Origin of the sequence: Microbacterium hominis NBRC 15708 (assembly GCF_001592125.1) — a bacterium.
In the GTDB taxonomy this organism is placed as follows: domain Bacteria; phylum Actinomycetota; class Actinomycetes; order Actinomycetales; family Microbacteriaceae; genus Microbacterium; species Microbacterium hominis.
The window spans coordinates 83592-107998 of sequence record NZ_BCWI01000008.1; the positions used below are offsets into that span (position 1 = coordinate 83592).

At 71.1% G+C, this 24407-nt stretch carries 25 protein-coding genes; 22 read left to right on the top strand and 3 right to left on the bottom strand.

Features of this window, described 5'->3' with window-relative positions; genetic code table 11:
- Window positions 1–43 precede the first annotated feature (43 nt).
- From MHO01S_RS08300 to MHO01S_RS08325, 6 genes are all read left to right on the top strand, one after another.
- Complete coding sequence (locus MHO01S_RS08300; protein ID WP_061782138.1) at window positions 44–1273, top strand: ROK family transcriptional regulator; 1230 nt, start codon at window positions 44–46, stop codon at window positions 1271–1273.
- Complete coding sequence (locus MHO01S_RS08305) at window positions 1270–2217, top strand: carbohydrate ABC transporter permease (protein ID WP_082734139.1); 948 nt, start codon at window positions 1270–1272, stop codon at window positions 2215–2217. Before MHO01S_RS08300 ends, MHO01S_RS08305 begins: the two co-directional genes overlap by 4 nt.
- Window positions 2210–3025, top strand: coding sequence for a carbohydrate ABC transporter permease (locus MHO01S_RS08310; RefSeq protein ID WP_060959495.1), 816 nt, complete (start codon window positions 2210–2212; stop codon window positions 3023–3025). The genes MHO01S_RS08305 and MHO01S_RS08310 overlap by 8 nt, the downstream gene beginning before the upstream one ends.
- A gap of 47 nt (window positions 3026–3072) precedes the next feature.
- The gene (locus tag MHO01S_RS08315; RefSeq protein ID WP_060959496.1) at window positions 3073–4317 is read left to right on the top strand and encodes an ABC transporter substrate-binding protein; all 1245 of its coding nucleotides are present in this window, start codon (window positions 3073–3075) and stop codon (window positions 4315–4317) included.
- Window positions 4318–4380: 63 nt separating this feature from the next.
- Window positions 4381–5505: a glycoside hydrolase family 15 protein gene (locus tag MHO01S_RS08320; protein ID WP_061782139.1), complete on the top strand. Its 1125-nt coding sequence runs from the start codon at window positions 4381–4383 to the stop codon at window positions 5503–5505.
- Entirely contained in the window at window positions 5502–7766 is a 2265-nt protein-coding gene (locus MHO01S_RS08325) for a glycoside hydrolase family 31 protein (protein ID WP_061782140.1), read from the top strand. The genes MHO01S_RS08320 and MHO01S_RS08325 overlap by 4 nt, the downstream gene beginning before the upstream one ends.
- 9 nt (window positions 7767–7775) lie before the next feature.
- Here MHO01S_RS08325 and MHO01S_RS08330 read toward each other — a convergent pair whose 3' ends face one another.
- Both MHO01S_RS08330 and lexA read right to left on the bottom strand, forming a co-directional pair.
- Window positions 7776–8792 (bottom strand): hypothetical protein, encoded by a 1017-nt coding sequence (locus tag MHO01S_RS08330; RefSeq protein WP_061782141.1) that lies wholly within the window; start codon window positions 8790–8792, stop codon window positions 7776–7778.
- Window positions 8793–8794: 2 nt separating this feature from the next.
- Window positions 8795–9460: a transcriptional repressor LexA gene (lexA, locus tag MHO01S_RS08335; RefSeq protein WP_060959500.1), complete on the bottom strand. Its 666-nt coding sequence runs from the start codon at window positions 9458–9460 to the stop codon at window positions 8795–8797.
- Window positions 9461–9736: 276 nt separating this feature from the next.
- On the opposite strand from lexA, the gene MHO01S_RS08340 reads away from it, so the two are divergent.
- From MHO01S_RS08340 to MHO01S_RS08365, 6 genes are all read left to right on the top strand, one after another.
- Window positions 9737–10144: a LysM peptidoglycan-binding domain-containing protein gene (locus MHO01S_RS08340; protein WP_082734141.1), complete on the top strand. Its 408-nt coding sequence runs from the start codon at window positions 9737–9739 to the stop codon at window positions 10142–10144.
- Window positions 10145–10201: 57 nt separating this feature from the next.
- Complete coding sequence (locus MHO01S_RS08345; RefSeq protein ID WP_060959501.1) at window positions 10202–11308, top strand: histidinol-phosphate transaminase; 1107 nt, start codon at window positions 10202–10204, stop codon at window positions 11306–11308.
- 54 nt (window positions 11309–11362) lie between these two features.
- Window positions 11363–11974: an imidazoleglycerol-phosphate dehydratase HisB gene (gene hisB, locus MHO01S_RS08350; protein ID WP_060959502.1), complete on the top strand. Its 612-nt coding sequence runs from the start codon at window positions 11363–11365 to the stop codon at window positions 11972–11974.
- The gene (gene hisH, locus MHO01S_RS08355) at window positions 11971–12639 is read left to right on the top strand and encodes an imidazole glycerol phosphate synthase subunit HisH (RefSeq protein WP_060959503.1); all 669 of its coding nucleotides are present in this window, start codon (window positions 11971–11973) and stop codon (window positions 12637–12639) included. Before hisB ends, hisH begins: the two co-directional genes overlap by 4 nt.
- 61 nt (window positions 12640–12700) lie before the next feature.
- Complete coding sequence (gene priA / locus MHO01S_RS08360) at window positions 12701–13447, top strand: bifunctional 1-(5-phosphoribosyl)-5-((5-phosphoribosylamino)methylideneamino)imidazole-4-carboxamide isomerase/phosphoribosylanthranilate isomerase PriA (protein ID WP_060959504.1); 747 nt, start codon at window positions 12701–12703, stop codon at window positions 13445–13447.
- Window positions 13431–14228, top strand: coding sequence for an SseB family protein (locus tag MHO01S_RS08365; RefSeq protein ID WP_060959505.1), 798 nt, complete (start codon window positions 13431–13433; stop codon window positions 14226–14228). The genes priA and MHO01S_RS08365 overlap by 17 nt, the downstream gene beginning before the upstream one ends.
- Window positions 14229–14240: 12 nt before the next feature.
- On the opposite strand, the gene MHO01S_RS08370 is transcribed toward MHO01S_RS08365, so the two are convergent.
- The gene (locus tag MHO01S_RS08370) at window positions 14241–14639 is read right to left on the bottom strand and encodes a DUF1844 domain-containing protein (protein ID WP_060959506.1); all 399 of its coding nucleotides are present in this window, start codon (window positions 14637–14639) and stop codon (window positions 14241–14243) included.
- A 233-nt stretch (window positions 14640–14872) separates the two neighbouring features.
- On the opposite strand from MHO01S_RS08370, the gene infC reads away from it, so the two are divergent.
- The 10 genes from infC to pheT all read left to right on the top strand — a co-directional run bounded on the left by infC (window position 14873) and on the right by pheT (window position 24277).
- Entirely contained in the window at window positions 14873–15538 is a 666-nt protein-coding gene (infC, locus tag MHO01S_RS08375; RefSeq protein ID WP_082734142.1) for a translation initiation factor IF-3, read from the top strand.
- Between the two features lie 76 nt (window positions 15539–15614).
- Window positions 15615–15809: a 50S ribosomal protein L35 gene (gene rpmI, locus MHO01S_RS08380; protein WP_005048908.1), complete on the top strand. Its 195-nt coding sequence runs from the start codon at window positions 15615–15617 to the stop codon at window positions 15807–15809.
- Between the two features lie 30 nt (window positions 15810–15839).
- Window positions 15840–16220 carry a 50S ribosomal protein L20 gene (gene rplT / locus MHO01S_RS08385; protein WP_060959507.1) on the top strand — a complete coding sequence of 127 codons (381 nt, stop codon included), beginning with the start codon at window positions 15840–15842 and terminating at the stop codon, window positions 16218–16220.
- A gap of 74 nt (window positions 16221–16294) precedes the next feature.
- A complete protein-coding gene (locus MHO01S_RS08390; RefSeq protein ID WP_061782142.1) occupies window positions 16295–17095 on the top strand; it encodes a TrmH family RNA methyltransferase in 801 nt (266 codons plus the stop codon).
- 88 nt (window positions 17096–17183) lie between these two features.
- Entirely contained in the window at window positions 17184–17972 is a 789-nt protein-coding gene (locus MHO01S_RS08395) for an amino acid ABC transporter ATP-binding protein (protein WP_060959509.1), read from the top strand.
- A gap of 64 nt (window positions 17973–18036) precedes the next feature.
- The gene (locus tag MHO01S_RS08400) at window positions 18037–18951 is read left to right on the top strand and encodes a glutamate ABC transporter substrate-binding protein (RefSeq protein ID WP_060959510.1); all 915 of its coding nucleotides are present in this window, start codon (window positions 18037–18039) and stop codon (window positions 18949–18951) included.
- A gap of 72 nt (window positions 18952–19023) precedes the next feature.
- Entirely contained in the window at window positions 19024–19671 is a 648-nt protein-coding gene (locus MHO01S_RS08405) for an amino acid ABC transporter permease (protein ID WP_060959511.1), read from the top strand.
- Window positions 19668–20597, top strand: a complete 930-nt coding sequence (locus tag MHO01S_RS08410; protein ID WP_061782143.1) for an amino acid ABC transporter permease — start codon at window positions 19668–19670, stop codon at window positions 20595–20597. The genes MHO01S_RS08405 and MHO01S_RS08410 overlap by 4 nt, the downstream gene beginning before the upstream one ends.
- A 63-nt stretch (window positions 20598–20660) precedes the next feature.
- The gene (pheS, locus tag MHO01S_RS08415; protein WP_060959513.1) at window positions 20661–21713 is read left to right on the top strand and encodes a phenylalanine--tRNA ligase subunit alpha; all 1053 of its coding nucleotides are present in this window, start codon (window positions 20661–20663) and stop codon (window positions 21711–21713) included.
- Complete coding sequence (gene pheT, locus MHO01S_RS08420) at window positions 21713–24277, top strand: phenylalanine--tRNA ligase subunit beta (protein ID WP_061782144.1); 2565 nt, start codon at window positions 21713–21715, stop codon at window positions 24275–24277. Before pheS ends, pheT begins: the two co-directional genes overlap by 1 nt.
- Window positions 24278–24407 lie beyond the last annotated feature (130 nt).

Below are 24407 nucleotides of genomic sequence, written 5' to 3' on the forward strand. Positions count from 1 at the left end.
GTCGTGTCCTAATGTTCTTTCAGGCCTAAACAAAGGGGTTCCCGTGCCGTCTTCATCCGCCCGAGCCGATGTCACTCGATCGGCCGTGCTCGCCTTCATCGGCGGCAGCGGTCCCACCTCGCGGGCCGACCTGGCGCGCGAGCTCGACGTCTCGCCCGCGCTCATCACCCAGCACACACGTCAGCTGATCGCCGACGGGCTGCTCGTCGAGCTCGACCACAGCCCCTCCAGCGGCGGACGCCCGGCGCGGCTCCTCGGACTCGTGGCCGACGCGGGTCGCGCGATCGGCGTCAAGGTCGTCGCGGACCACATCACCGTCGTGGAGGTCGGGATCGACGGCACCGTCGTCCGGTCCGCGACCGAGCCCTTCGATGCGGCCTCGGGCACCGCGACGACACGCCTGGCCGAGAAGCTGCGCGCGTTCATCGCCGGGGGCGACGGCGCCCCGCTCCTCGGTCTCGGGGTGGGCGTGCCCGGCAACGTCGAGGAGCAGGCGGTCGGCACCGTCGACTCCACGCAGCTCGGCTGGCAGCGCGTGCCCCTCGGCGAAGCGCTGCGTCGCGAGCTCGACCTCCCGGTCCTCGTCGAGAACAACGTCAACGCCCTCGCGATCGCCGAGGCGCTGCACGGCCAGGCGCGGGGGCACGAGAACGTCCTCGTCCTCACGATCGGCACCGGCGTCGGTGCGGGGCTCGTGGCCGACGGCCGCGTGCTGCGGGGCCGGAGCGGCGGGGCGGGCGAGATCGGGCACGTCCCCGTGGAGGAGGACGGTCCGCTCTGCCAGTGCGGCGGCCGCGGCTGTCTCGAAGCCATCGTCGGCCAGGACGCCCTCGTGCGCCGCGCCCGCGAGCAGGGGATCATCGGCCGTGATGCCGGCATCGGCGCGCTGCGCTCCGCGGCGGACGCGGGCGACGCGGGCGCCCAGCAGCTCTTCTCGCACGCCGGACATCTGCTCGGTCGGGTCCTCGCGGGCGTGGTCAACGTGGTCGACCCCGAGATCGTGATCCTCCTCGGTGAGGGCGTCGAGTCGTGGCGACACTGGTCGTTCGGATTCGAGCCGGCGTTTCGCGCCGGCCTCATCCCGCGCAACCGGGCCGTGCCGGTGGCGGTCGAGACGTGGCAGGACGACCGCTGGGCGCAGGGCGCGGCCTCGCTCGTGCTCTCGACCCCGTTCGACGACCAGGGGCGCTCGGGGGAGCAGGGACGTCTCGTGCGCGAGCGGCTCGCCGTGGCGCGTGCGGTCGAGCCCGGAGAAGGCGGCGGCGCGAGATGACCCTCACGGCCCGGCCTCTCCCGGCCACGACGGGACGCGCGGCGATCCGGACCCGGCCCGTGCGGCGGCCCCGGCGACGACTGCGCTACGCGCTCACGGTGCTCGCGTTCCTGCTGCCGAGCGCCATCCCGCTCGCCCTCTTCACGATCTACCCGATGTTCGGCGCGCTGTGGACGAGCCTGCACGAATGGAACCTGCTCGCCCCCATGAAGTGGGTCGGGCTCGACAACTACGTCCACCTCGTGCAGGATCCGGCGACGCAGCGGGCGTTCTTCAACACGCTCTACTACCTCGTCGGCTACCTGCCGCTCGTCTACATCGGCGGTCTCGCCCTCGCCCTCGCCCTCAACGTGCCGCTGCGTGGTCGCAACATCCTGCGCGGTGTGTACTTCCTTCCCGTCGTGACGAGCTGGATCGTGGTCGCCCTGGTGTGGCGCTGGCTCCTCAACCCGTCCGTCGGCATCGTCAACGCGACCCTCGCGGTGTTCGGCATCGACGGGCCGGGCTGGTGGACCGACCCGGCGTGGTCGATGCCCTCGATCATCCTGGCCTCGGCGTGGAAGGACCTCGGGTTCGTCATGATCATCCTGCTCGCCGGGCTCCAGGCCATCCCGCAGGAGATGTACGAGGCCGCGAAGGTGGACGGCGCGGGCCCGTGGCGGCGCCTGTTCAACGTGACCCTGCCGTTGCTGTCGCCCTCAACGTTCTTCGTCGTCGTGATCTCGCTGATCAACGGCTTCCAGGTCTTCGACCAGGTCTACGCGATGACCGGCGGCGGTCCGGCCGGCTCGAGCACCGTCGTCGTGCAGCAGATCTACGACCTGACATTCCGCTACGGCGCCGCCGGTGAGGCCTCGGCCCTCTCGTGGATGCTGTTCATCCTCGTGCTCGGCGTCACCGTCGTGCAGATCGTCGGCCAGAAGAAGTGGGTGACCTATGCGTGAGAAGACCCAGCGCGCCCTCCTGGCCGCGGTGCTGATCGCCGGCGCGGTCGTGATGTTCTTCCCGTTCCTGTGGACGCTGTCGACGTCGTTCTCGCCGGGCGCCGGCCTGGACGCGACGCCCCGCCTCATCCCGGAGGAGCCGTCGTTCTCCGCGTATCAGACGCTGTTCGCGGAACTGCCGTTCGCCCGCATCATCGCCAACTCCCTCGGTCTGGCCGTCGCCACCGCGCTGCTCCAGCTGATCACCAGCTCGCTCGCGGCCTACGCCTTCAGTCGTCTGCCCTTCCGTGGGCGCTCCGTGGTGTTCGCGGTGTACCTCGCGACGATGATGATCCCCATCCAGGTGCTCATCGTGCCACTGTTCGTGCAGATGCGAGACCTCGGCCTCGTCGACACCTATCTCGGTGTGCTGCTGCCGGGCGTCGCGAGCGCATTCGGCGTGTTCCTGCTCCGGCAGGCGATGAACGCCGTGCCGCGCGAGCTGGACGAGGCCGCGACCCTCGACGGCGCGGGCCACTTCCGCATCTTCGGCACGGTCGTGCTGCCGCTGGTGGGGCCGACGCTCGCGACGCTGGCCGTGTTCTCGTTCATGAACAGCTGGAACGGCTTCCTGTGGCCGCTCATCATCCTGCGCTCGGCCGAGCTCAAGACCCTGCCGCTGGCGCTCGCCGGGCTGCAGGGCCAGTACACGACCCAGTGGGACGTGATGATGGCGGGCTCGGTCGTCAGCATCCTCCCGATGCTGGCCATCTATCTGTTCGCTCAGCGCTACGTCATCCAGGGCGTCGCCTCCAGCGGCATCAAGTAAGACCCGCACGACCTCACCTCGCACACCCGTATCGAAGGAGATATCGCATGAACCGCACAGCACCCATCGCCGGGATCGGCGTCCTCGCCGTCGCCGGCCTCGCCCTCGCCGGATGCTCCGGCTCCGGCTCGCCCGCCGCGGGGGGAGACGTGACCATCACGTACTCGAACTTCATCTCGGCCGGCGGCAACGAGAAGAACCTCCAGGCGATCGTCGACGCCTTCGAGAAGGAGAACCCCGGCATCACCGTCGAGGTGAAGACGCTGCCCTACACCGACTACTTCACGGCGCTGCAGACCGACCTGGCCGGCGGCACGGCGGCGGACGTGTTCGACATCGAGTTCGCGAACTACGCCGCGTATCAGAAGAGCGGCGTCCTCGCCGCGCTGGACGGCGTGGACACGAGCGTCTACCAGGCCTCGCTCGTCGACGCCTACGCCACCGACGGCACCTCGTACGCGCTGCCGAGCTCCTTCTCCAACGTCGTGCTGTTCTACAACGCCGACCTGTTCGATGCCGCGGGTCTCGCGTACCCGACCGCCGACTGGACGTGGGCGGACGAGAAGGCCGCCGCCGAGAAGCTCACCGACGCGGGCGCCGGGGTGTGGGGCGACTACCAGCCCATCTCGTACCACGAGTTCTACAAGGCCGTCGCCCAGGCGGGCGGGCAGTTCCTCACCGCCGACGGCAAGGTCGGCTTCAACAGCCCGGAGGGCATCGCCGCCGCCACCTGGCTCGTCGGCAAGAGCGGCACGACCATGCCGACGGCCGAGCAGGGTGCGGGCACCCCCGACTTCGACAGCAAGCTGTTCGCGGACGGGAAGCTGGCGATGTGGCACAGCGGCATCTGGATGTTCGGGGGCCTGGCCGACGCCGGCATCTCCTGGGACATCGCCGTCGAGCCGGGTGACACGCAGCACGCGAGCGCGCTGTTCTCCAACGCCGTGGGCGTGTCTGCGGGCACGAAGAACAAGGAGGCGGCCACGAAGTTCGCCGAGTTCCTCACGAGCTCGAAGACGACCGTCGACACGCGTCTGACGGCCGGCTGGGAGCTCCCGCCGATCGCCGACCAGACGGCGCTGTCCGCCTACCTCGACATCACCCCGCCGGCCAACCGCCAGGCCGTGTTCGACTCGCTCGAGGAGGTCGCGCTCGCGCCGTCGATCGGCGACGGCCAGGCCGAGATGCAGGACATCGTCACCGAGGAGCTGACCGAGGCCGCCGCCGGCCGCAAGACGGTCGAAGCGGCCCTCGCCGACGCCGAGAAGCGCATCACGCCCCTCCTCGGCTGACATCCCCTCAGGTCGGGGCGGGTCCGCCCGCCCCGACCACCGCGACTCCCACGGAACGGACCCATGACCACCACACCCCGCGTCGCGCTCGACGCCCTCCTCGACCGCTCCCGCACCGTCATCACCTCGTTGCAGGAGCCCAACGGCGCCTACCCGGCGTCGCCGTCGTTCTCGGCGTACCGCGGGTACTGCTGGTTCCGCGACGGCTCGTTCATCGCCGACGGCGCCTCCGCCGCGGGCGAGGCGGCCTCCGCCTCGGCGTTCCATGACTGGTGCGCGATGGTCGTCGCCCGCTACGCCGACCGCATCCGCGACATCGTCGAAGCGGCGGATGCGGGCACCCCGCTGCCCGACGAAGAGATGCTGCCCGCCCGTTTCACCTTCGACGGCGGACTGGGCTCGGACGACTGGTGGGACTTCCAGCTCGACGGCTACGGCACCTGGCTCTGGGCCGCGGCCACTCACTGCGACCGACACGGCATCGACCCCACGCGGTGGGCGGATGCCGCCGCGCTCACCGTCGACTACCTTCTGAGCTCGTGGGCGCGCCCCTGCTACGACTGGTGGGAGGAGCACGACGAGGCCGTGCACGCCTCGACGCTCGGGTGCATCGCCGCGGGCCTGCGTGCGGCGGCCGACGCCGGACTGGTCACGGGCGAGCGCGCCGCGCGGGCCCGCGCGGGAGCGGCGGAGGTCACCGCCCGTCTCACGCGGGACGCCGTGGTCGACGGGCACCTCGTGAAGTGGATCGGCTCGGATGCCGTGGACGGCAGCCTCAGTGCGCTCCTCGCACCGCTGGGTGTGATCGATGCGCATTCCGCACTGGGGGCGGGGACCCTCCGCGCGGTGTCGGAGCAGCTGGAGGTCGAGGGCGGGGTATACCGCTTCCGCGCCGACACGTTCTTCGGCGGCGGACGGTGGCCGCTCCTGTCGTGCTTCCTCGGTCTCGCCTACGCGGCGGCGGGCGAGCGCGACGAGGCCCTGCGCCTCCTGGAATGGGCCGCGTCGACCGCCACCGCGGAGGGGATGCTGCCCGAGCAGGTCGACGGGCATCTGCTCGCGCCCGGGTACCGCCAGGAGTGGCTCGAGCGATGGGGGCCGGTCGCGACCCCGCTGCTGTGGAGTCATGCGATGGTGCTGCGCCTGGCCGTCGAGCTGGGTGTCGACCGGGGGGAGCTCGCGGCATGATCCGTCATCGTCCCTCCGGGTCCGGGCATCCCTACTCCGACGACACCGAGCAGCGCAGTCCGGTGCAGCCGGTGGCGGGCGAGCCGGTGCGCCTCGGCGTGCGCACGTCGGGAGACATCGACGCGGTCACGGTCGAGCTGCGGGTGGACGGCGCCGACGCGGTGATCCTCCCGCTCGCGCGCGTCGCCCGGTCGTCGCGCGGACAGGCCGTCGACGGCGGGCACCTCGCCTCGGCCCAGGCGCGCACCGCGCGGGCCGCGGGCGGATGGCAGGTGGAGCTTCAGGCTCCGCCGGCCGGCAGCGTGCTGCGCTACCGGTTCGCCGCCGCCGGCACCGACCGCGGCGGCTCCACCCGCTGGTTCGAGACCCGGGTCGCGGCGTGGCGCGACGCGGATGCCGCGGCGCTCGCGGTCGAGGGGACCGCCGTGGACGTCGTGCCGGGCACGCTCCAGGTGCTCGACGACGGCGAGCGGATCCACCGCCTGCGCTTCGCCCTCCCGCTCGCGCCGGGGGAGCACGTCACCGGATTCGGTGAACGCTACGACGCGCTCGATCACCGCGGGGCGCAGTTGGACGCCGTCGTGTTCGAGCAGTACAAGAGCCAGGGGGCGCACCGGCGCACCTACCTGCCCATGCCGTTCGCGCACGTCGTGGGCGGCGCCGGTTGGGGGCTGCACGTGCGCACGTCGCGTCGCGTGTGGTTCGACATCGGAGAGCAGGTCTCCGATCGCCTGGTGATCGAGGCCGACGTGGATGCCGCCTCCGGCGCGCCGGCCGCACTCTCGCTCGCCCTGTACACGGGCGATCCCACGACCGTGCTCGACGCCTTCCTCGCGGAGACCGGACGCCCCCGCGTCCTTCCGGACTGGGTGTTCGGGCTGTGGGCCAGTGGCAACGAGTGGAACACGCAGGCCGAGGTGGAGCGCCAGATGGCGCTCCACCGTGAGCACGACATCCCCGTGCGCAACGTGGTGATCGAGGCATGGAGCGACGAGAAGAGCTTCACGATCTTCCGCGACGCGCAGTACGCGGTGCGCGAGGACGGCGGCCCGATGCGCTTGGCCGACTTCACCTTCCCCGCCGACGGCGCCTGGCCCGACCCGAAGGGCATGGTCGACGCGCTGCATGCGCACGACGTGCGTGTGCACCTGTGGCAGATCCCGCTGCTCAAGCTCCGCCCGCATCCCACCGGCCAGGCGGCCGCGGACGCGCGCGCCGCGCTCGCTGAGGGCGTCGTCATCCGGGAGAGCGCTCCGGACGGGACGCTGCGGCCGTACCGCAACCGCGGGTGGTGGTTCCCGCTCTCGCTCATGCCCGACCTCACCGACGAGCGTGCCGCCGCGTGGTGGACCGAGAAGCGCCGCTACCTCGTGGAGGAGGTCGGCATCGACGGCTTCAAGACCGACGGCGGCGAGCACGCGTGGGGCGAGGATCTCGTCTACCTCGACGGCTCCTCCGGCGACGTCGCCAACAACCGCTTCCCCGTGGCCTACGCCGCCGCGTACGGTCGGCTGCTGGAGTCGGCGGGCAAGGCTCCCGTCACCTTCAGTCGCGCCGGCTTCACCGGCTCACCCGCGCACGGGGCGTACTGGGCGGGAGACGAGAACTCCACGTGGGAGGCGTTCCGCTGGTCGATGTTCGCGGGGCTCTCCGCGGCATCCTGCGGGATCGTCTACTGGGGCTGGGACATCGCGGGCTTTTCCGGTCCCATCCCCGACGCGGAACTGTACGTGCGGGCGATGGCGGCGAGCGTGTTCGTGCCGATCATGCAGTACCACTCCGAGTTCAACCACCACCGGCTGCCCTCCAACGACCGCACGCCGTGGAACATCGCCGAGCGGACGGGCGACGAGGCGGTGATCCCCGAGGTGCGCGCGCTCGTCCGGCTGCGCGAGCGCCTCGTGCCGTACCTCGCCGAGGCGGCGGCGCGCGCCGTCTCCTCGTCGGTGCCGATGATGCGCCCCCTGTACTTCGACCACCCGACCGATGCGGCCGTGTGGCGGCATCCGCTGCAGTGGATGCTGGGCAGCGACCTGCTCGTCGCCCCCGTGCTCGAGCCCGGGGCACGGGAGTGGCCGGTGTACCTGCCGTCCGGATCGTGGGTCGAGGCGCGCACCGGCGCGGCGCTGACCGGCGGACGCGTGGTCACCGTCGACGTGTCGGCGCGGGACGCCGTCCCGGTGTTCGTCCGCGCCGAGGCGTGGGTCGCCTTGGCGCCGGTCCTCGCACCGGAGCGGGAGCCGCACCGCGACGAGGACTGAGGCCGTCTCTCACGCGGTGGGCTCGTCGGCGGCTGCCTCGTCTGTCCGGTGAGCCCACCGGTGGGCCACGCGGCGGCGCAGCGCCACGGCGCGCTGCGAGGCGCCGGCGAGCCAGCCCGCTCCGACGAGGACGAGGGCCACGATGAGCACCACCACGGCCGTGCCCACGGCGCCGGCGAGGAGCCGGTCGTAGATCGCGAGCGCCGCGGCGGAGGAGAAGTCCGCCTGCGTCGCGGAGGACGCCACCCACGGGCGGCCGACCCCCGCGGCGATCAGCAGGATCGCCGACCCGATCCCCGCGGCGATGCCCGCCCGGGCGAGAGCGGCGGCGCGGCGTCGCGCGAGCACGACCCCGCCGATGAACAGCACGGCCGTGACCACCGGCATCCACCCGCCGAGAGCGACGCCGACGGCGTAGCCCGTCCGGATCGCCGAAAGGGTGTCACCCGAACCGATGATCACGACGTGGTCGACTTCGGGGATGAACGGAGCCAGCGGAGCGCCCTGCGCGACGAGGCGCTCTTCGACGGCCGCGACGATCGCGCCGATCTGGATGCCGAGGCCGTCGGCCGTCTGCACGACGACGCCGCCGCCGTCGGAGGTCGCCGCGACGGTCAGCGCCCGATGGGAGCGGCGGACGACCTGCTCCCAGACGGTGCTGAACGCGTCCGAGCGCACGGCGTCGGCCACGGCGACGTGCACGAGCTGCTGCAGCGCCGTCGCCGCCGGGCCTTCCAGGCGCCGCAGCGCCTGCGCCGCGCGGTCGCCCATGCCGAGGTCGATCAGGCCGTCGATGACCGTGCCGGTCAGCGCCGCCGTGTCGAGCCGCTCATCGATCGCCGTGGTCGATGCCGCGATCACGGCGTCCTGGACCTCGACGGCCTGCGACAGCGGCGCGAGGGTGGCCGCGAACGCGTCCTCGTCGACGAGCTGCGTGCGCGCCCATCCGCTGACGATCGACAGGGGCAGCAGGACCGCCGCGACGACGATCACCGCCGTCGACGCCACCCCGCGCGCGGTGGCCATCCTCAGACGGCGCGCAGAACTGCGACGACGCGGCCGAGCACCACGGCGTCGTCGCCGAGGATCGGTTCGAACGCGGAGTTGCGGGGGAGCAGCCACGTGTGGCCGTCGCGCTGGCGGAAGGTCTTGACGGTGGCCTCGCCGTCGAGCATCGCCGCCACGATCTCGCCGTTGTCCGCCGTCGGCTGCGAGCGCACCACGACCCAGTCGCCGTCGCAGATGGCGGCGTCGATCATCGACTCGCCGCTGACCTTGAGCATGAACAGGTCGCCCTTGCCCACGAGCTGTCGCGGCAGCGGGAAGATCTCCTCGACCTGCTGGTCGGCGGTGATCGGCACGCCGGCGGCGATGCGGCCCACGAGCGGCACGAGGGCGGCATCGCCGAGGGCGGGCGCGAGGTCGGCGGGGTTCTCCGCGGCCGCGCCGGGCAGGTCGATGAGCACCTCCATCGCGCGGGTCTTGCCCGCGTCGCGGCGCAGGTAGCCGCTGAGCTCCAGCTGGTTGAGCTGATGGGTCACGCTCGACAGCGACTTCAGTCCGACGGCATCGCCGATCTCGCGCATGCTCGGCGGGTAGCCGTGGCGGGCGATGGAGGTCTGGATCACCTCGAGGATCTTCAGCTGCTTGTCGCTGAGGCTCTTCCGCCTGCGTGTCTGAGGCTTCTCGGCCATGTCGCGCGCTCCTTCGATCGCGTCCCCCCGAAGGCGTCGCCTTCGAATGTCGGAGGTAGGTGATGGGGTCGTCTTGTCGAAACCGTATCCGGTTTTCGCAGCCTCGACCGGCACGCGCCCGCGTGTCGCCTTCGATTCATCTGCGAGAACCGTGTGCTTGACACCCGAACACCATCGAAGATACATTCGGAAGAGAGATTCGCATCCGGCCCTCCCGGCCGAGGATCGGATGCGAATCTCTCGACACCCGGAGACACCCGTCCTGAGGAGGAACCCATGACCACGATCGACATCCTCGGCGCCTCGCCCCGTGGCCGTCTCGTCGCGGCGACCCCGATGACGACTGTCCGCACGACGAACACCCCGACGCGACTGCGTCTCACGGCACGGGGTCGGCGGGTCCTCGCGCTGCTCGCCTCCGTGCCCGCGGTGATCGCCCTCAGCATCGCGATCCTGTCCGGTGGCGGCGCGCTCGCCTCGAACGAGAACGGCTCCGGGGTCTCCTTCGCCCACGTCACGGTGCAGCCCGGTGACACGCTCTGGTCGATCGCGCACGCCGTCGCGCCCGATGCCGATCCGCGCGACGTGGTCGACGCGATCATGCGGCTGAACGCGCTGCCGTCGGGAAGCCTCGACATCGGCCAGAGCGTCGCGATCCCGGCGGAGTACAGCGCCGGGCGCTGATGCTCCCGGCGCCGGGAGCCCTCTCGGGGCGCCGCGCCGTGCAGTGCGCCGTCTACGATGTTCAGGGTGAGCGTCCGACTCGATGACCTTCCCCTCCGCGACGATCTGCGCGGGCTGACACCCTACGGGGCGCCCCAGGCGCCGCTGCCGGTGGCGCTGAACGTCAACGAGAACACCCACCCGGTGCCGGAGGACGTCGCCGACGACATCCTCGACAGCGTCGCGCGCGCGCTGCGCGAGGTGAACCGGTACCCCGACCGGGAGTTCACGGCTCTGCGCGAGGGATTCGCGGAGTATCTGGGTCACGGCCTGTCGGCGGCTCAGATCTGGGCCGCCAACGGGTCGAACGAGGTCCTCCAGCACCTGCTGCAGGCCTTCGGAGGTCCGGGACGCACCGCCTTCGGCTTCGCTCCCACCTACTCGATGTACCCGCTGCTGACGCGGGCGACGGGGGCGACCTACGCGCACGGCACCCGGGGCGTCGACTACACCCTCGCCCCGGAGGACGCCGCCGCCCAGATCGAGCGCGCCCAGCCGGACATCGTCTTCCTCTGCGCGCCGAACAACCCGACCGGCACCCCGCTCGGCCTCGACGTCATCGAGGCGGTGTACGACGCGGCGCCCGGCATCGTGATCGTCGACGAGGCGTACCAGGAGTTCGCGCCGCGCGATTCGCGCTCGGCGCTCACGCTCCTGCCCGATCGTCCGCGTCTGGTGGTGTCGCGCACGATGAGCAAGGCCTTCGCGTTCGCGGGTGCCCGTGTCGGCTATCTCGCCGCCGACCCCGCCGTGATCGACGCCCTGCGCCTGGTGCGCCTCCCGTACCACCTCAGCGCGCTCACCCAGGCCGCCGCGACCGCGGCGCTGCGGCACGCGCCCGCGATGCTCGCGATGGTCGACGACATCGTCGGTCAGCGCGACCGCATCTCGGCGACCCTCGACGCGCTCGGCTACCGCCCGTTCGAGAGCTGGACGAATTTCGTCCTCTTCGCGGGCGTGGAAGACCCGGCCGCCACGTGGCAGGCCCTCTACGACCGGGGCGTCCTCATCCGCGACGTCGGCATCCCGCACAGCCTGCGGGTGACGGCCGGCACCGAGGAGGAGTCGACCGCGTTCCTCGACGCGCTCGCCTCGCTGGGCCCGGGCGGAGCCACCGCGCGGTAGCACGCGCCGGTAATACGCGGAAGCGGTCGTGCGGGCGCTCGGTAGACTCGGCGCATGAGTACTTCTGCCCCCCGCACCGCCTCGCTCCGGCGCGCGACGAGCGAGTCCACGATCGAGCTCGAGCTCGATCTCGACGGGTCGGGGCAGAGCCGCATCGACACGACGGTCCCGTTCTTCGATCACCTGCTCACCGCGTTCGCGAAGCACTCGCTCACCGATCTGACGGTGCGCGCCTCCGGCGACACCCACATCGACGCCCACCACACCGTCGAGGACACGGCGATCGTGCTCGGCCAGGCGATCCGGCAGGCACTGGGCGACAAGAGCGGCATCTCGCGCTACGGCGACGCGCTCGTGCCGCTCGACGAGGCGCTCGCGCAGGCCGTCGTGGACATCAGCGGACGGCCCTACCTCGTGCACACGGGGGAGCCCGTCGGCTTCGAGCACCACCTCATCGGCGGCCACTTCACCGGCTCGCTCGTGCGCCACACCTTCGAGGCGCTGGCGTTCAACGCCGGGCTCACGGTGCACGTGACGGTCCTCGGCGGGCGGGACCCCCACCACATCGCCGAGGCGGAGTACAAGGCGTTCGCCCGGGCGTTCCGCCAGGCGAAGGCGCAGGATCCGCTCGTGCACGGCATCCCCAGTACGAAGGGAGCCCTGTGACGGACGGCGACGCGCAGGTCGGCACGCGACCGCTGGTCGCGGTGCTGGACTACGGATCCGGCAACGTCCATTCCGCCGTCAAGGCGCTCGTCGCCGCCGGGGCGGACGCGCGGCTGACGGCGGATCGCGGGCTGATCCAGGATGCCGCGGGCCTCGTGGTGCCCGGAGTCGGCGCCTTCCGTGCCGTGATGGATGCGCTGCGCGCGACCCGCGGCGACGAGATCATCGAGCGGCGCCTCGCCGGCGGCCTGCCCGTGCTGGGGATCTGCGTCGGCATGCAGGTGCTGTTCGAGCACGGGGTGGAGCGCGGCGAGGAGACCGAGGGGCTCGGCGAGTGGCCGGGCGCGGTCACCGAACTCGACGCCCCGGTGCTGCCGCACATGGGGTGGAACACGGTGCGCGCGGGGGAGGGGACGACGCTGTTCCGCGGCATCGAGCACGAGCGGTTCTACTTCGTGCACTCCTATGCGGCGCAGCACTGGACGCTGGAGGTCACGCGGCCGTTCCGCGAGCCGGCGCTCACCTGGTGCGACTACGGCTCGCCGTTCCTCGCGGCGGTCGAGAACGGTCCGCTGTCGGCGACCCAGTTCCACCCCGAGAAGAGCGGCGAAGCCGGCATCCGTCTGCTCGGCAACTGGATCTCGGCGTTGCCGTCGGCCCGGTAGTCTCTCTGCTTGTGTGTCACCGTGTCCGCAGTGCGCGGTCACTGAACCCCTTCCTGGAGCCATGAACGATTTCGCGTCGACCCCTGAACTGATCCTGCTTCCCGCCGTGGACGTCGCCGACGGCAAGGCCGTGCGCCTCACGCAGGGTGAGGCCGGCACCGAGACCAGCTACGGCGATCCCGTCGAGGCGGCCCTCACCTGGGCCCGCGACGGTGCGCAGTGGATCCACCTCGTCGACCTCGACGCCGCCTTCGGCCGTGGCAGCAACGCAGCCGTGCTCCGCAAGGTCATCAAGCAGCTCAAGGGTGTGCAGGTCGAGCTGTCCGGCGGCATCCGCGACGACGCCACGCTCGAGGCGGCGCTGGACTCCGGTGCGGCGCGCATCAACCTCGGCACGGCGGCGCTGGAGAACCCCGAATGGGCGGCCGACGTCATCGGTCGCTACGGCGACGCGATCGCGGTCGGCCTCGACGTGCGCGGGACCACCCTCGCGGCGCGCGGCTGGACGCGCGACGGCGGCGACCTCTGGCAGGTGCTCGAGCGCCTCGAGGACGCCGGCTGCAGCCGCTACGTCGTCACCGACGTCACCAAGGACGGCACGCTCAAGGGACCGAACCTGGAGCTGCTGCGCGAGGTCACGGCGCGCACGGTCAAGCCGGTGGTCGCATCCGGCGGCATCTCCAACCTCGACGACATCGCCGCGCTGCGCGAGCTCGTGCCGCTCGGCGTCGAGGGCGCCATCGTGGGCAAGGCCCTGTACGCGGGCGCGTTCACGCTCGCCGAGGCTCTGGATGTCGCCGCAGGCTGAACGGCCCGGGGACGGCGCGGAAGGCCACTCCTGCGCCGCCGACTCGGCGGGCGTGCCCTGGGAGGGGCGCTCGTTCGAGGCGAACCCGCACGCCGGTGATGACGGATCGGCCGATCCCGCGCTGCTGGCGGCACTGACCGCGTTCCGCGACGGCAGCGGCGACGCGGTCGCTGTCGTCGACGCCTACCGCTCGGCTCGGCTGCTCATCCCCCTGGTCGCCGAGGCGGGGGAGGTCGGCGTCGCACCGTCGGGCCACCTCGTCGACAAGACGCAGGAGCTCTCGATCGTGACCGTCGCGGGACCGGACGGGCGCACGGTGCTGCCGGTGTTCACGTCCGTCGCGACGATGGCCGCGTGGGACCCGAAGGCGCGGCCGGTGCCGGCCGACGGCATCCGCACCGCCCTGTCGGCCGCGGCCGACGACACCGACCTGATCGTGATCGACCCGGCATCCGCGACCGAGTTCGTGCTGCGCCGACCCGCCGTGTGGGCGATCGGTCAGGCGCTGCCGTGGGAGCCCGCCCACCTGTCACCCGAGGTCATGGCCGGTCTGCACGCGTCGATCGGCGCCGAGCTCGGCGTGCTCGACCTCTCGGTGGCCAGCGGCGACCCGGAGGCGCGCCTGCGCGGACCGGAGCTGATCGTGCGCCTGCACCTCGTCGACGGTCTGGACCAGACGCAGCTCGACGCGATCCTGCAGCGCCTCGCCGCCCGCTGGGCGGCGGACGATCGCATCGCCGTGCTCGTCGACTCCCTGACGGTCAAGCTCGTCCGCGGCTGACCGTGCCGCCGGTCAGGTGACCGGGCCCGTCCACTTCTCGCCCGGTCCCTTGCCGATCGGATCGGGGATGACGGATGCCTCACGGAAGGCGAGCTGCAGGGAGCGCAGCCCGTCGCGCAGCGACCGCGCATGCATGTCGCTGATCTCCGGAGCGCCGGCGGTGATGAGACCCGCCAGGGCGTTGATGAGCTTGCGGGCCTCATCCAGGTCGAGCTGCGTGGCCGGGTCGTCGGCCAGTCCCGTCTTGACGGCCGCAGCGCTCATGAGATGCACGGCCGCCGTCGTGATCACCTCGACGGCCGGGACGTCGGCGATATCGCGGCTCGCCGCCGCGGCGGCGCGCTCGCGCTCCTCCCATCGGGCGAGCCGTTCGGCCTCGTGGGGGTCGGGGGAGGAGGGAATCGTGTCCACGTGCTGCTCTCTGCTAGACTGTGCGGGCGCCGGAGTGTTCTGCTCCGGATCGAAAGAGGATCACATCCCACCCGCGCTTGCCGCTCCAGGCTACCGGGTCACGCACTCCGCCCCGTCCGACGGGGCCGCCACGACGGGATCCGTTGCGGGTGAGGGTGCAGGAACGAAGCCGACGTGCGCGTCGTGCGGGGTGGACGTGACGATCTTCCGCCCGAGACACATCCCTGTGTCCGGTGGCACCCACCCGTACGACTAAGGAGTTCCGCATCAGCGATCCCCGCACCAATGACCGCATCCGCGTTCCCGAGGTCCGCCTCGTCGGACCCGCGGGTGAGCAGGTCGGCGTCGTCCGCATCGAGGTCGCGCTGCGCCTCGCTCAGGAAGCAGATCTCGACCTCGTCGAGGTCGCCCCCAACTCGAAGCCGCCCGTGGTCAAGATCATGGACTACGGCAAGTTCAAGTACGAGGCCGCCCAGAAGGCCAAGGAAGCGCGTCGCAATCAGGCCAACACGGTCCTCAAGGAGGTCCGTTTCCGTCTGAAGATCGAGGCTCACGACTACACGACCAAGCTCAAGCGCGCCGAGGGCTTCCTGCAGTCGGGTGACAAGGTCAAGGCCATGATCCTCTTCCGCGGTCGCGAGCAGTCGCGTCCCGAGCAGGGTGTGCGTCTGCTGCGCAAGTTCGCCGAGGACGTCGCCGAGTACGGCACGGTCGAGTCGAACCCGACGATCGACGGTCGCAACATGGTCATGGTCATCGCCCCGCACAAGAACAAGTCCGAGGTCAAGACCGAGCAGAACGCCCAGCGTGCTGCCAACAAGGAGGCGGCACGCCAGGCGCGCACGACCCCGGGCGCCGAGCCCGAGTCCGCCCCCGCCGAGACCGCTCCCGCGGAGTAGGTCGCCCGGCCCGCGGCCCCGCCGCGTCGGCCCCACGAGCTCCCGCCCCGCGGGAACCACAACGAAGGATAGAGACATGCCGAAGCAGAAGACCCACTCGGGTGCCAAGAAGCGCTTCAAGGTCACCGGTAGCGGGAAGATCAAGAAGCAGCAGGCGAACCTCCGCCACAACTTCGAGGGCAAGCCCACCAAGCGCACGCGCCGCCTGTCGGCCGACAAGATCCTGGCTCCCGGCGACGCGAAGGTCGCCAAGAAGCTCCTCGGCATCTGAGCGCTGACGCAGACGAGAAAGTAGAAGAAAATGGCTAGAGTCAAGCGGGCCGTCAACGCCCACAAGAAGCGTCGCGTCATCCTCGAGCGCGCCTCCGGTTACCGCGGTCAGCGTTCGCGCCTGTACCGCAAGGCCAAGGAGCAGGTCACCCACTCCCTGGTCTACGCGTACCGCGATCGTCGCAAGCGCAAGGGCGACTTCCGCCGCCTGTGGATCCAGCGCATCAACGCCGCGAGCCGTGCGAACGGCCTCACCTACAACCGCTTCATCCAGGGCCTGGGCCTGGCCGGCGTGCAGGTCGACCGTCGCATGCTCGCCGAGCTGGCCGTCAACGAGCCGAAGACCTTCGCGTCGCTCGTCGAGACCGCCAAGAAGGCGCTGCCGGCGGACGTGAACGCGCCCAAGGCGTAATCACCGCAACACAGCACACAGAAGGGGTGTCCTCCGAACGGGGGACACCCCTTCTTCTTCTCTAGGATGAGAGCGTGCTCGAAAACCCTCGCTCTCCGCGCGTGCGCGCCGTCGCCAAACTGACCAAGCGCAGTGCACGTCAGGAGACCGGGCTGTTCCTGCTCGAAGGGCCGCAGGCCGCCCGCGAGGCGCTGGCCTTCCGCCCCGACACCCTCGTCGAGCTCTTCGCGACGCCCACGGCGATGGAGAGGCACCAGGACATCCGCGACGCCGCGCGCGACGCGGGGCTGGAGATCGTCTTCACGACGGAGGCGGTGCTCGACGCGATGGCCGACACCGTCACGCCGCAGGGCATCGTCGCGGTCGCGCGCCAGTCGCCGACGTCGCTGAAGGACGTGTTCGCGGCATCCCCGACGCTCATCGCGATCTGCGAAGAGGTGCGCGATCCCGGGAACCTGGGCACCATCATCCGCGCCGCCGACGCGGCGGGCGCGGATGCCGTCGTGCTGACCGGGCGCACCGTCGATCCCTACAATCCCAAGGTCGTGCGGGCCACCACCGGGTCGCTCTTCCACCTGCCGGTCGCGGTCGGCGCCGAGCTGTCCGCGACCGTCGAGCGTGCTCACGCCGCGGGGATGCGGGTGGTCGCCGCCGACGTCGGGGGCGACGACTTCCTCGCGCGCCGCGAGGTGCTCGCCGAGCCCACCGCCTGGCTGTTCGGCAACGAGGCGCGCGGCCTCGAAGACGCCGCGCTGGGCCTCGCGGACCTCTCGCTCCGCCTGCCGATCTACGGGCGCGCCGAGTCCCTGAATCTCGCCACCGCGGCCAGCGTCTGCCTGTACGAGACCGCCTTCGCGCAGCGCGGAGGGCGCTGACGCGCATTGTCGCGGGTCGGTCACGACTCGGTCAAGATCCTGTGCATAAGTTGTGCCACGTCGAGGTGATCTGCCTAGGCTGGCCCGCATGTCGACTCCCCACCCGGCTCCGGCGACGTCCAACATCACGGTCCGTCGAGGCGATCCCCTGGTCGTGATCGATGCGGTCGAGAAGCACTACGGCGACTTCCACGCCCTGAAGAACATCGACCTGACGGTGAACCGCGGCGAAGTGGTGGTGGTCATCGGGCCGTCCGGTTCCGGCAAATCGACGCTGTGCCGCACGATCAACCGGCTGGAGACGATCACCAGCGGCACGATCTCGATCGACGGCACCGAGCTGCCGAAGGAGGGCAAGGCCCTCGCCGCGCTCCGCGCCGACGTCGGCATGGTCTTCCAGTCGTTCAACCTGTTCTCGCATCTGACGATCCTCGAGAACGTCACTCTCGGGCCGATCAAGGTCAAGAGGATGAAGAAGGCGGATGCCGAGGCGGAGGCGAAGGTCCTCCTCGAGCGCGTCGGCGTCGGCCACCAGGCGGCGAAGCTGCCGGCTCAGCTGTCCGGAGGTCAGCAGCAGCGCGTCGCGATCGCGCGGGCGCTGGCGATGAAGCCGAAGGTGATGCTCTTCGACGAGCCCACCAGCGCGCTGGACCCGGAGATGATCAACGAGGTGCTCGACGTCATGGTCGGCCTCGCCCAGGACGGCATGACGATGATCGTCGTCACCCACGAGATGGGGTTCGCCCGCAAGGCCGCCGACCGCGTCGTGTTCATGGCCGACGGGCAGATCGTCGAGCAGGCCCGGCCCGAGGAGTTCTTCACCGCACCGAAGAGCGACCGCGCGAAGGACTTCCTCTCCAAGCTGATCACGCACTGATGAAGACGTCCGCGCCCGGCACCGGCGCGGTCAACGAGAGATGGATACGAAACAGGAGGATCACATGCTGAAGAAGAATCGCATCGCCGGCGCTTTCGCCGGTCTGGCCGTCGCGGCCCTCGCCCTCACGGCGTGCAACAGCGGCACCCCGGGTGCAGAGCCCGGTGCGACGGAGGGCGCCGGCGGCGCCGCCGAGACCCCGTGGACGGTCGCCACGGATGTGACGCTCGAGGGCAGCCCCACGTTCGACAAGATCACGAGCGCCGGCGTCGTCAAGGTCGGCGTCAAGGAGGACCAGCCCGGTCTCGGCTACCTCGACCCGGTCACGAACACGCGCAGCGGCTTCGACGTCGACATCGCGCGGTGGATCGCGGCGTCGCTCGGCTACGACGAGGACAAGATCGAGTTCCAGGCGATCGCCTCCGCCAACCGCGAGCAGGCGCTCGTGAACGGCGACATCGACTACTACGTCGGCACCTACTCGATCACCGACAAGCGCAAGCAGCAGATCTCCTTCGCCGGTCCCTACTTCATCACCGGTCAGGGCCTGCTCGTCGCCGCCGACAACGACAAGATCACGGGTAAAGACGCGCTGACCGCGGACGACACCGTCTGCTCGGCCACGGGCTCGACCTCGATCCAGCGCATCAAGGAGGAGACGCAGGCCAAGACGAAGGAGTACGACACCTACTCCGCGTGCGTCGAAGATCTCAAGAACGGCCAGGTCGACGCCGTCACCACCGACGAGGCGATCCTCATCGGATACGCCGCGCAGGCGCCCGACCAGCTGAAGGTCGTCGGAGAGCCCTTCAGCGAGGAGCGCTACGGCGTCGGCATCGCGCAGGGCGACACCGCCTTCCAGACGTTCATCAACACGATGTTCACCGACGGCGGATCGACGTGGCAGGCGATCTTCGACAAGAACCTCGGCGCCTCGGGCGTGAAGGCGACCCAGCCGCAGGTCGACGCGGCGGACTGATCCGCCCCGGCGGCGGCGCTGCGGCGCCGCCGCCGGAACCCGACCATGACGACAACGACGGAAGGCGGAGCGGTGGAGGTCATCACCGACAACCTGGACCTGTGGGGAGAGGCCCTCACCGGCACGCTGGTGCTGTTCTTCGGCGGCGGCGTCCTCGCGCTCGTGCTCGGCTTCGTCGTCGGCGCGATGCGCGTCTCGCCGATTCCGGCGGCGCGCGCGGTGGGCGCCGTCTACGTCAACTGGATCCGCAACACCCCGCTGACGCTGGTCATGTTCTTCTTCGCGTTCTGCCTGCCGATCCTGCTGCGGGAGCGCATCGACGCGATCCTGCTCGCGACGCTCGCCCTCGGCGTGTACACGGCGACCTACGTGGCCGAGACGCTGCGCTCCGGGATCAACACCGTGCCGGTCGGTCAGGCCGAAGCCGCCCGCGCGCTGGGTCTCACCTTCGGTCAGGTGATGACGCTCGTGGTGCTGCCGCAGGCCACCCGCTCGGTCATCCCGCCGATGATGAGCGTGCTCATCGCGCTGTTGAAGAACACCACCGTGGCCGCCGGCTTCTCCGTCCTCAACCTGGGGTCGGTCCGCAGCAACCTCAGCGAGCGCGGCGAGAACCAGCTCGTCACCCTCCTGTGGGTCATGGTCATCTTCGTCGCCCTGGTGCTGCTGCTCGCGTGGCTGCAGCGAGCGATGGAACGCCGATGGAAGGTCGCACGATGAGCTCCGTCCTCTACGACGTCCCGGGTCCCCGCGCCGTCGCCCGCAACCGGGTGCTGGGGCTCGCCACGATCCTGCTCGTCCTCGCGATCGCCGGGTGGGTGATCTGGCGCTTCGCCGCGACCGGGCAGTTCTCCGCCGACAAGTGGGAGATCTTCACGTACGCGACGATCTGGCAGCGGCTGCTCGACGGCGCGCTCGCGACGCTCGCGGCCTTCGCCGCGGCGGCGGCCGGTGCGCTCGTGCTCGGCTTCGTCCTCGCGATCGGGCGCTTGTCCGCGCACGCGTGGATCCGGGTGCCCGTCGGCTGGATCACCGAGATCCTGCGCGCCGTCCCCGTCCTCGTCTTCATGATGCTGCTCTACTACGGTCTGCCCGTGGTGGGCATCCGGATGGAGCCGTACTGGGCCGTCGTCATCGCCCTCGTCGCCTACAACGGGTCGGTCCTGGCGGAGGTGATCCGTGCGGGCGTCGAGTCGCTGCCGCGCGGCCAGAGCGAGGCGGGCTACGCGATCGGTCTGCGTAAGGCCGGCGTGCTGCGCCTCATCCTGCTGCCGCAGGCGATCCGCGCCATGATGCCGGTCATCGTCGCCCAGCTCGTCGTCACCCTGAAGGACACGGCGCTCGGCTTCATCATCACCTACCCCGAGCTGCTCTACGTCATCAAGCTGTTGGGCTCGAACGCGGTGTACAGCTCGCCTCTCATCCAGACCGCGATCGTCGGCGGCTCGATCTACGTGGCGATGTGCCTGGCCCTCAGCTATGTGGCGTACCGCATCGAACAGCGGTCCCAGCGGCGTCAGCAGCAGCAGGCGGCCGAGGGGGGCGCGCCCCATCATCCGATGGGAACCGGTGGCACCGACACCGAGCTCATCGCCCTGCAGGCGCGGGCGGGCAAGCTCGATCCGGGGAACACGTCGCAGATGTGATCCGCGGGGCGGTCGCCGGCGCTGTCCCGGCAGCCCGCGCCGCCGCCGGTAGACTCCTCTCTTGTGTCTGACGCACCCGAGATCACTCCCGCGATCACCGCCGAGAACGTGGATGCCGCCGTCGCCGACGCCCTGACGGCGATCGCCGCGGCCGGTTCCACGGCCGAGCTCAAGGCGGCGCGCGCGGCCCACGCCGGCGAGGGGTCGCCCCTCGCGCAGCTGAACGCGCAGCTGCGTCACGTGCCGAACGACCAGAAGGCCGCGTTCGGCAAGCTCGTCGGCCAGGCGCGCGGGCGCGTCACGCAGGCGCTCGTCGCCCGGGAGGAGGAGCTCGCGGCCGCGGAGAACGCGGCGAAGCTCGAGGCCGAGCGGGTCGACATCACGGCGATCGCGCCGCGGGGACGCGTCGGCGCCCGGCATCCGATCTCTCTCCTGCAGGAGGAGATCGCCGACCTCTTCGTCGGCATGGGATGGGAGATCGCCGAAGGACCCGAGCTCGAGCACGAGTGGTACAACTTCGACGCGCTCAACTTCGACATCGACCACCCGGCGCGCCAGATGCAGGACACGTTCTTCGTGGATCCCGTCGAGCGCCACTTGGTGCTGCGCACGCAGACCAGTCCCGTCCAGATGCGCTCGATGCTCGAGCGTGAGCTGCCGATCTACGTGCTGTCGCCCGGACGGGTGTACCGGACCGACGAGTTCGACGCCACGCACCTGCCCGCCTTCCACCAGTTCGAGGGCCTCGTCGTCGACAAGGGCATCACGATGGCGAACCTCAAGGGCACCCTCGACCACGCCGCGAAGGTCCTGTTCGGCGCCGAGGCGAAGACGCGTTTCCGCACCAACTTCTTCCCCTTCACCGAGCCGTCCGCCGAGCTCGACCTGTGGCACCCGACCTTCAAGGGCGGCGCGCGCTGGATCGAGTGGGGCGGCTGCGGCATGGTCAACCCGAACGTGCTGCGCGCGGCCGGGATCGACCCGGAGGTCTACTCCGGGTTCGCCTTCGGAATGGGCATCGAGCGCACGCTCATGTTCCGCTCCGACGTGCAGGACATGCGGGACATGGCCGAGGGCGATGTCCGCTTCAGCGAGCAGTTCGGAATGGTGGTCTGATGCGCGTCCCTCTGTCGTGGCTGCGTGAGTACGTCGAGCTTCCCGAGGACGCCACGACCGACGACGTCTTCGCGGCGCTCGTGTCGGTGGGCTTCGAGGAGGAAGAGGCGATCGGCTTCGAGATCACCGGTCCGGTCGTGGTCGGCCAGGTGCTCTCCTTCGAGGCGGAGCCCCAGTCCAACGGCAAGACCATCCGGTGGTGCCAGGTCGACGTGGGCGCGGCCAACGGCGACGTCCGCGGCATCGTCTGCGGCGCCTCCAACTTCGTCGCCGGCGACAAGGTCGTCGTGTCGCTGCCCGGCGCCGTCCTGCCCGGCCCGTTCCCGATCTCGGCGCGCAAGACCTACGGCCACGTCTCCGACGGCATGATCGCCTCGGCGCGCGAGCTCGGCCTCGGTGAGGAGCACAACGGCATCCTGCGTCTGGTCGAGCTCGGACTGGACCCGGAGGTGGGCGCCGACGCGATCGCCCTGCTGGGCCTCGACGACGTCGCGGTCGACGTGAACGTCACGCCCGACCGCGGCTACGCCCTGTCGCTGCGCGGGATCGCGCGCGAGTACTCGCACGCCACCGGAGCCGCCTTCCGCGACCCCGCCGACCACGAGTGGGCGGACGTCGCGCCCGGCAGCGGATTCCCGATCGTCGTCGACGACCGGGCACCGCTGCGGGGCCGCGTCGGAGCGAGCGAGTTCGTCGCCCGCGTCGTGCGCGGGGTCGATCCGACCCGCCCCACGCCGCCCTGGATGGTGGCGCGGCTGACCCTCGCGGGCATCCGCTCCCTCGGCATCCTGATCGACATCACCAACTACGTCATGCTCGAGCTCGGCAACCCGATCCACGGGTACGACCTCGACCGGCTGCAGGGCGGCATCACCGTCCGGCGCGCCGGCGAGGGGGAGAAGCTCACGACCCTCGACGGCAAGGAGCGGACGCTCAGCGCCGAGGACCTCCTCATCACCGACGAGTCGGGCCCGATCGGCCTCGCCGGCGTGATGGGCGGCGGGACGACCGAGATGACGGATGCCACGCGCAACGTGCTCATCGAAGCGGCGACCTTCGACCCGATCACGATCGCGCGCACGGCCCGTCGCCACAAGCTGCCGTCCGAGGCCTCGCGCCGTTTCGAGCGCGGCGTCGACCCGCTGCTGCCTTTCGTCGCCGCCCGCCGCGTCGCCGACCTCATGGTCGACCTCGCCGGCGGAACTCTCGACACCGAGCTGGGCGGCGCGCTGTTCGGCGAGGTGTTCGTGGAGGGCATCGACCTGCCGCGCGCGTTCGTGCCGACCCTCATCGGCGTCGACTACACGGATGCCGAGATCACGGACGCCCTCGAGATGATCGGCTGCGAGGTGACGGATGTCGATGAAGCGTTCGTCGACGGGGTCGTGTTCGACGAGGCCGTGCCCGCCGACATCCCCGGCGGCGGATGGATCGTCATCCCGCCGACGTGGCGCCCCGACCTCACCGACAAGTGGACGCTGGCCGAGGAGGTCGCGCGCATCCACGGGCTCGACCGCATCCCGTCGATCCTGCCGACGCCCCCGTCGGGTCGCGGCCTGACCGCGCTGCAGAAGGGGCGTCGTCGGGTCGCCAACGCCCTGGCGGCCGCCGGCTACGTCGAGACGCCGTCGTTCCCGTTCTCGACCGCCGAGGCGAACGCGCTGCACGGCTCGGCCTCCGGCGAGCCCGTGGCCTCGGTGCGGCTCGCGAACCCGCTGGACGGACAGGCGCCGTATCTGCGCCGCTCGCTCATCCCCGGGCTGCTGGCCGTGGCGCACCGCAACCAGGCCCGCGGGTTCACCGACCTGGCCCTGTTCGAGACGGGACTCGTCTTCACCCCCGAAGACGGCGTCGTCTACGGCACGGCGACCGTGCCGCCGCTCGCCGTGCGCCCCGATGACGAGACCCTCGCGGCCCTCAACGCCTCGCTGCCGCCGCAGCCGCGCCACGCGGCCGTCCTCCTCGGCGGCGACATCGTCGCCAAGCAGCCGGGTCAGCCGGCCGTCGCGGCGGAGCTGTCGGACGCGCTCTTCGCGGTGCAGACGATCGCCGCCGCCGCGGGCGTGCGCATCGACGTGGCCCAGGGCCGGCGCGCCGCGCTGCACCCGGGACGCACCGGGATCCTCTCCGTCGACGGCGTCGAGGTCGGCTACGTCGGCGAGGTGCTGCCGCAGGTCGCCGCCGACGCCGACCTGCACGGGCGGGTCTACGTCGCCGAGCTCGATCTCGATCGCATCCTCGCCCTCGCGGGCGCTCCCGCGGTCGCGCCGTCGCTGTCGGGCTACCCGGCCGCGACGCAGGACGTCTCGCTCGTCGTGGGCGCGGACGTCGTCGCCGGCGACGTCGAGGCGGCGCTCGTCGACGGCGCGGGCCCGCTGCTGGAGACCGTGCGTCTCGTCGACGACTATCGCGGAACGGGACTCGCCGACGGCACGAAGAGCCTGACGTTCGCGCTGCGGTTCCGGGCGCCCGATCGCACGCTCACCGCGGCCGAGGCCACGGAGGCCAAGCTCGCCGGTGTCGCCGTCGCGACCCAGCGCTACGCGGCGACGATCCGGGAGTAGCGCCCGCTCGGGGCCGTCGCGTGGCCCTCGTGACGGATCTGCAAGCCCTCTTGCGCGACACGCCGGAGGCGAGCGTCGAGCGTCCCGCGTGTCGCGTCGGGGCCCTTGCAGTTCGGGCTTCGGCGATGCG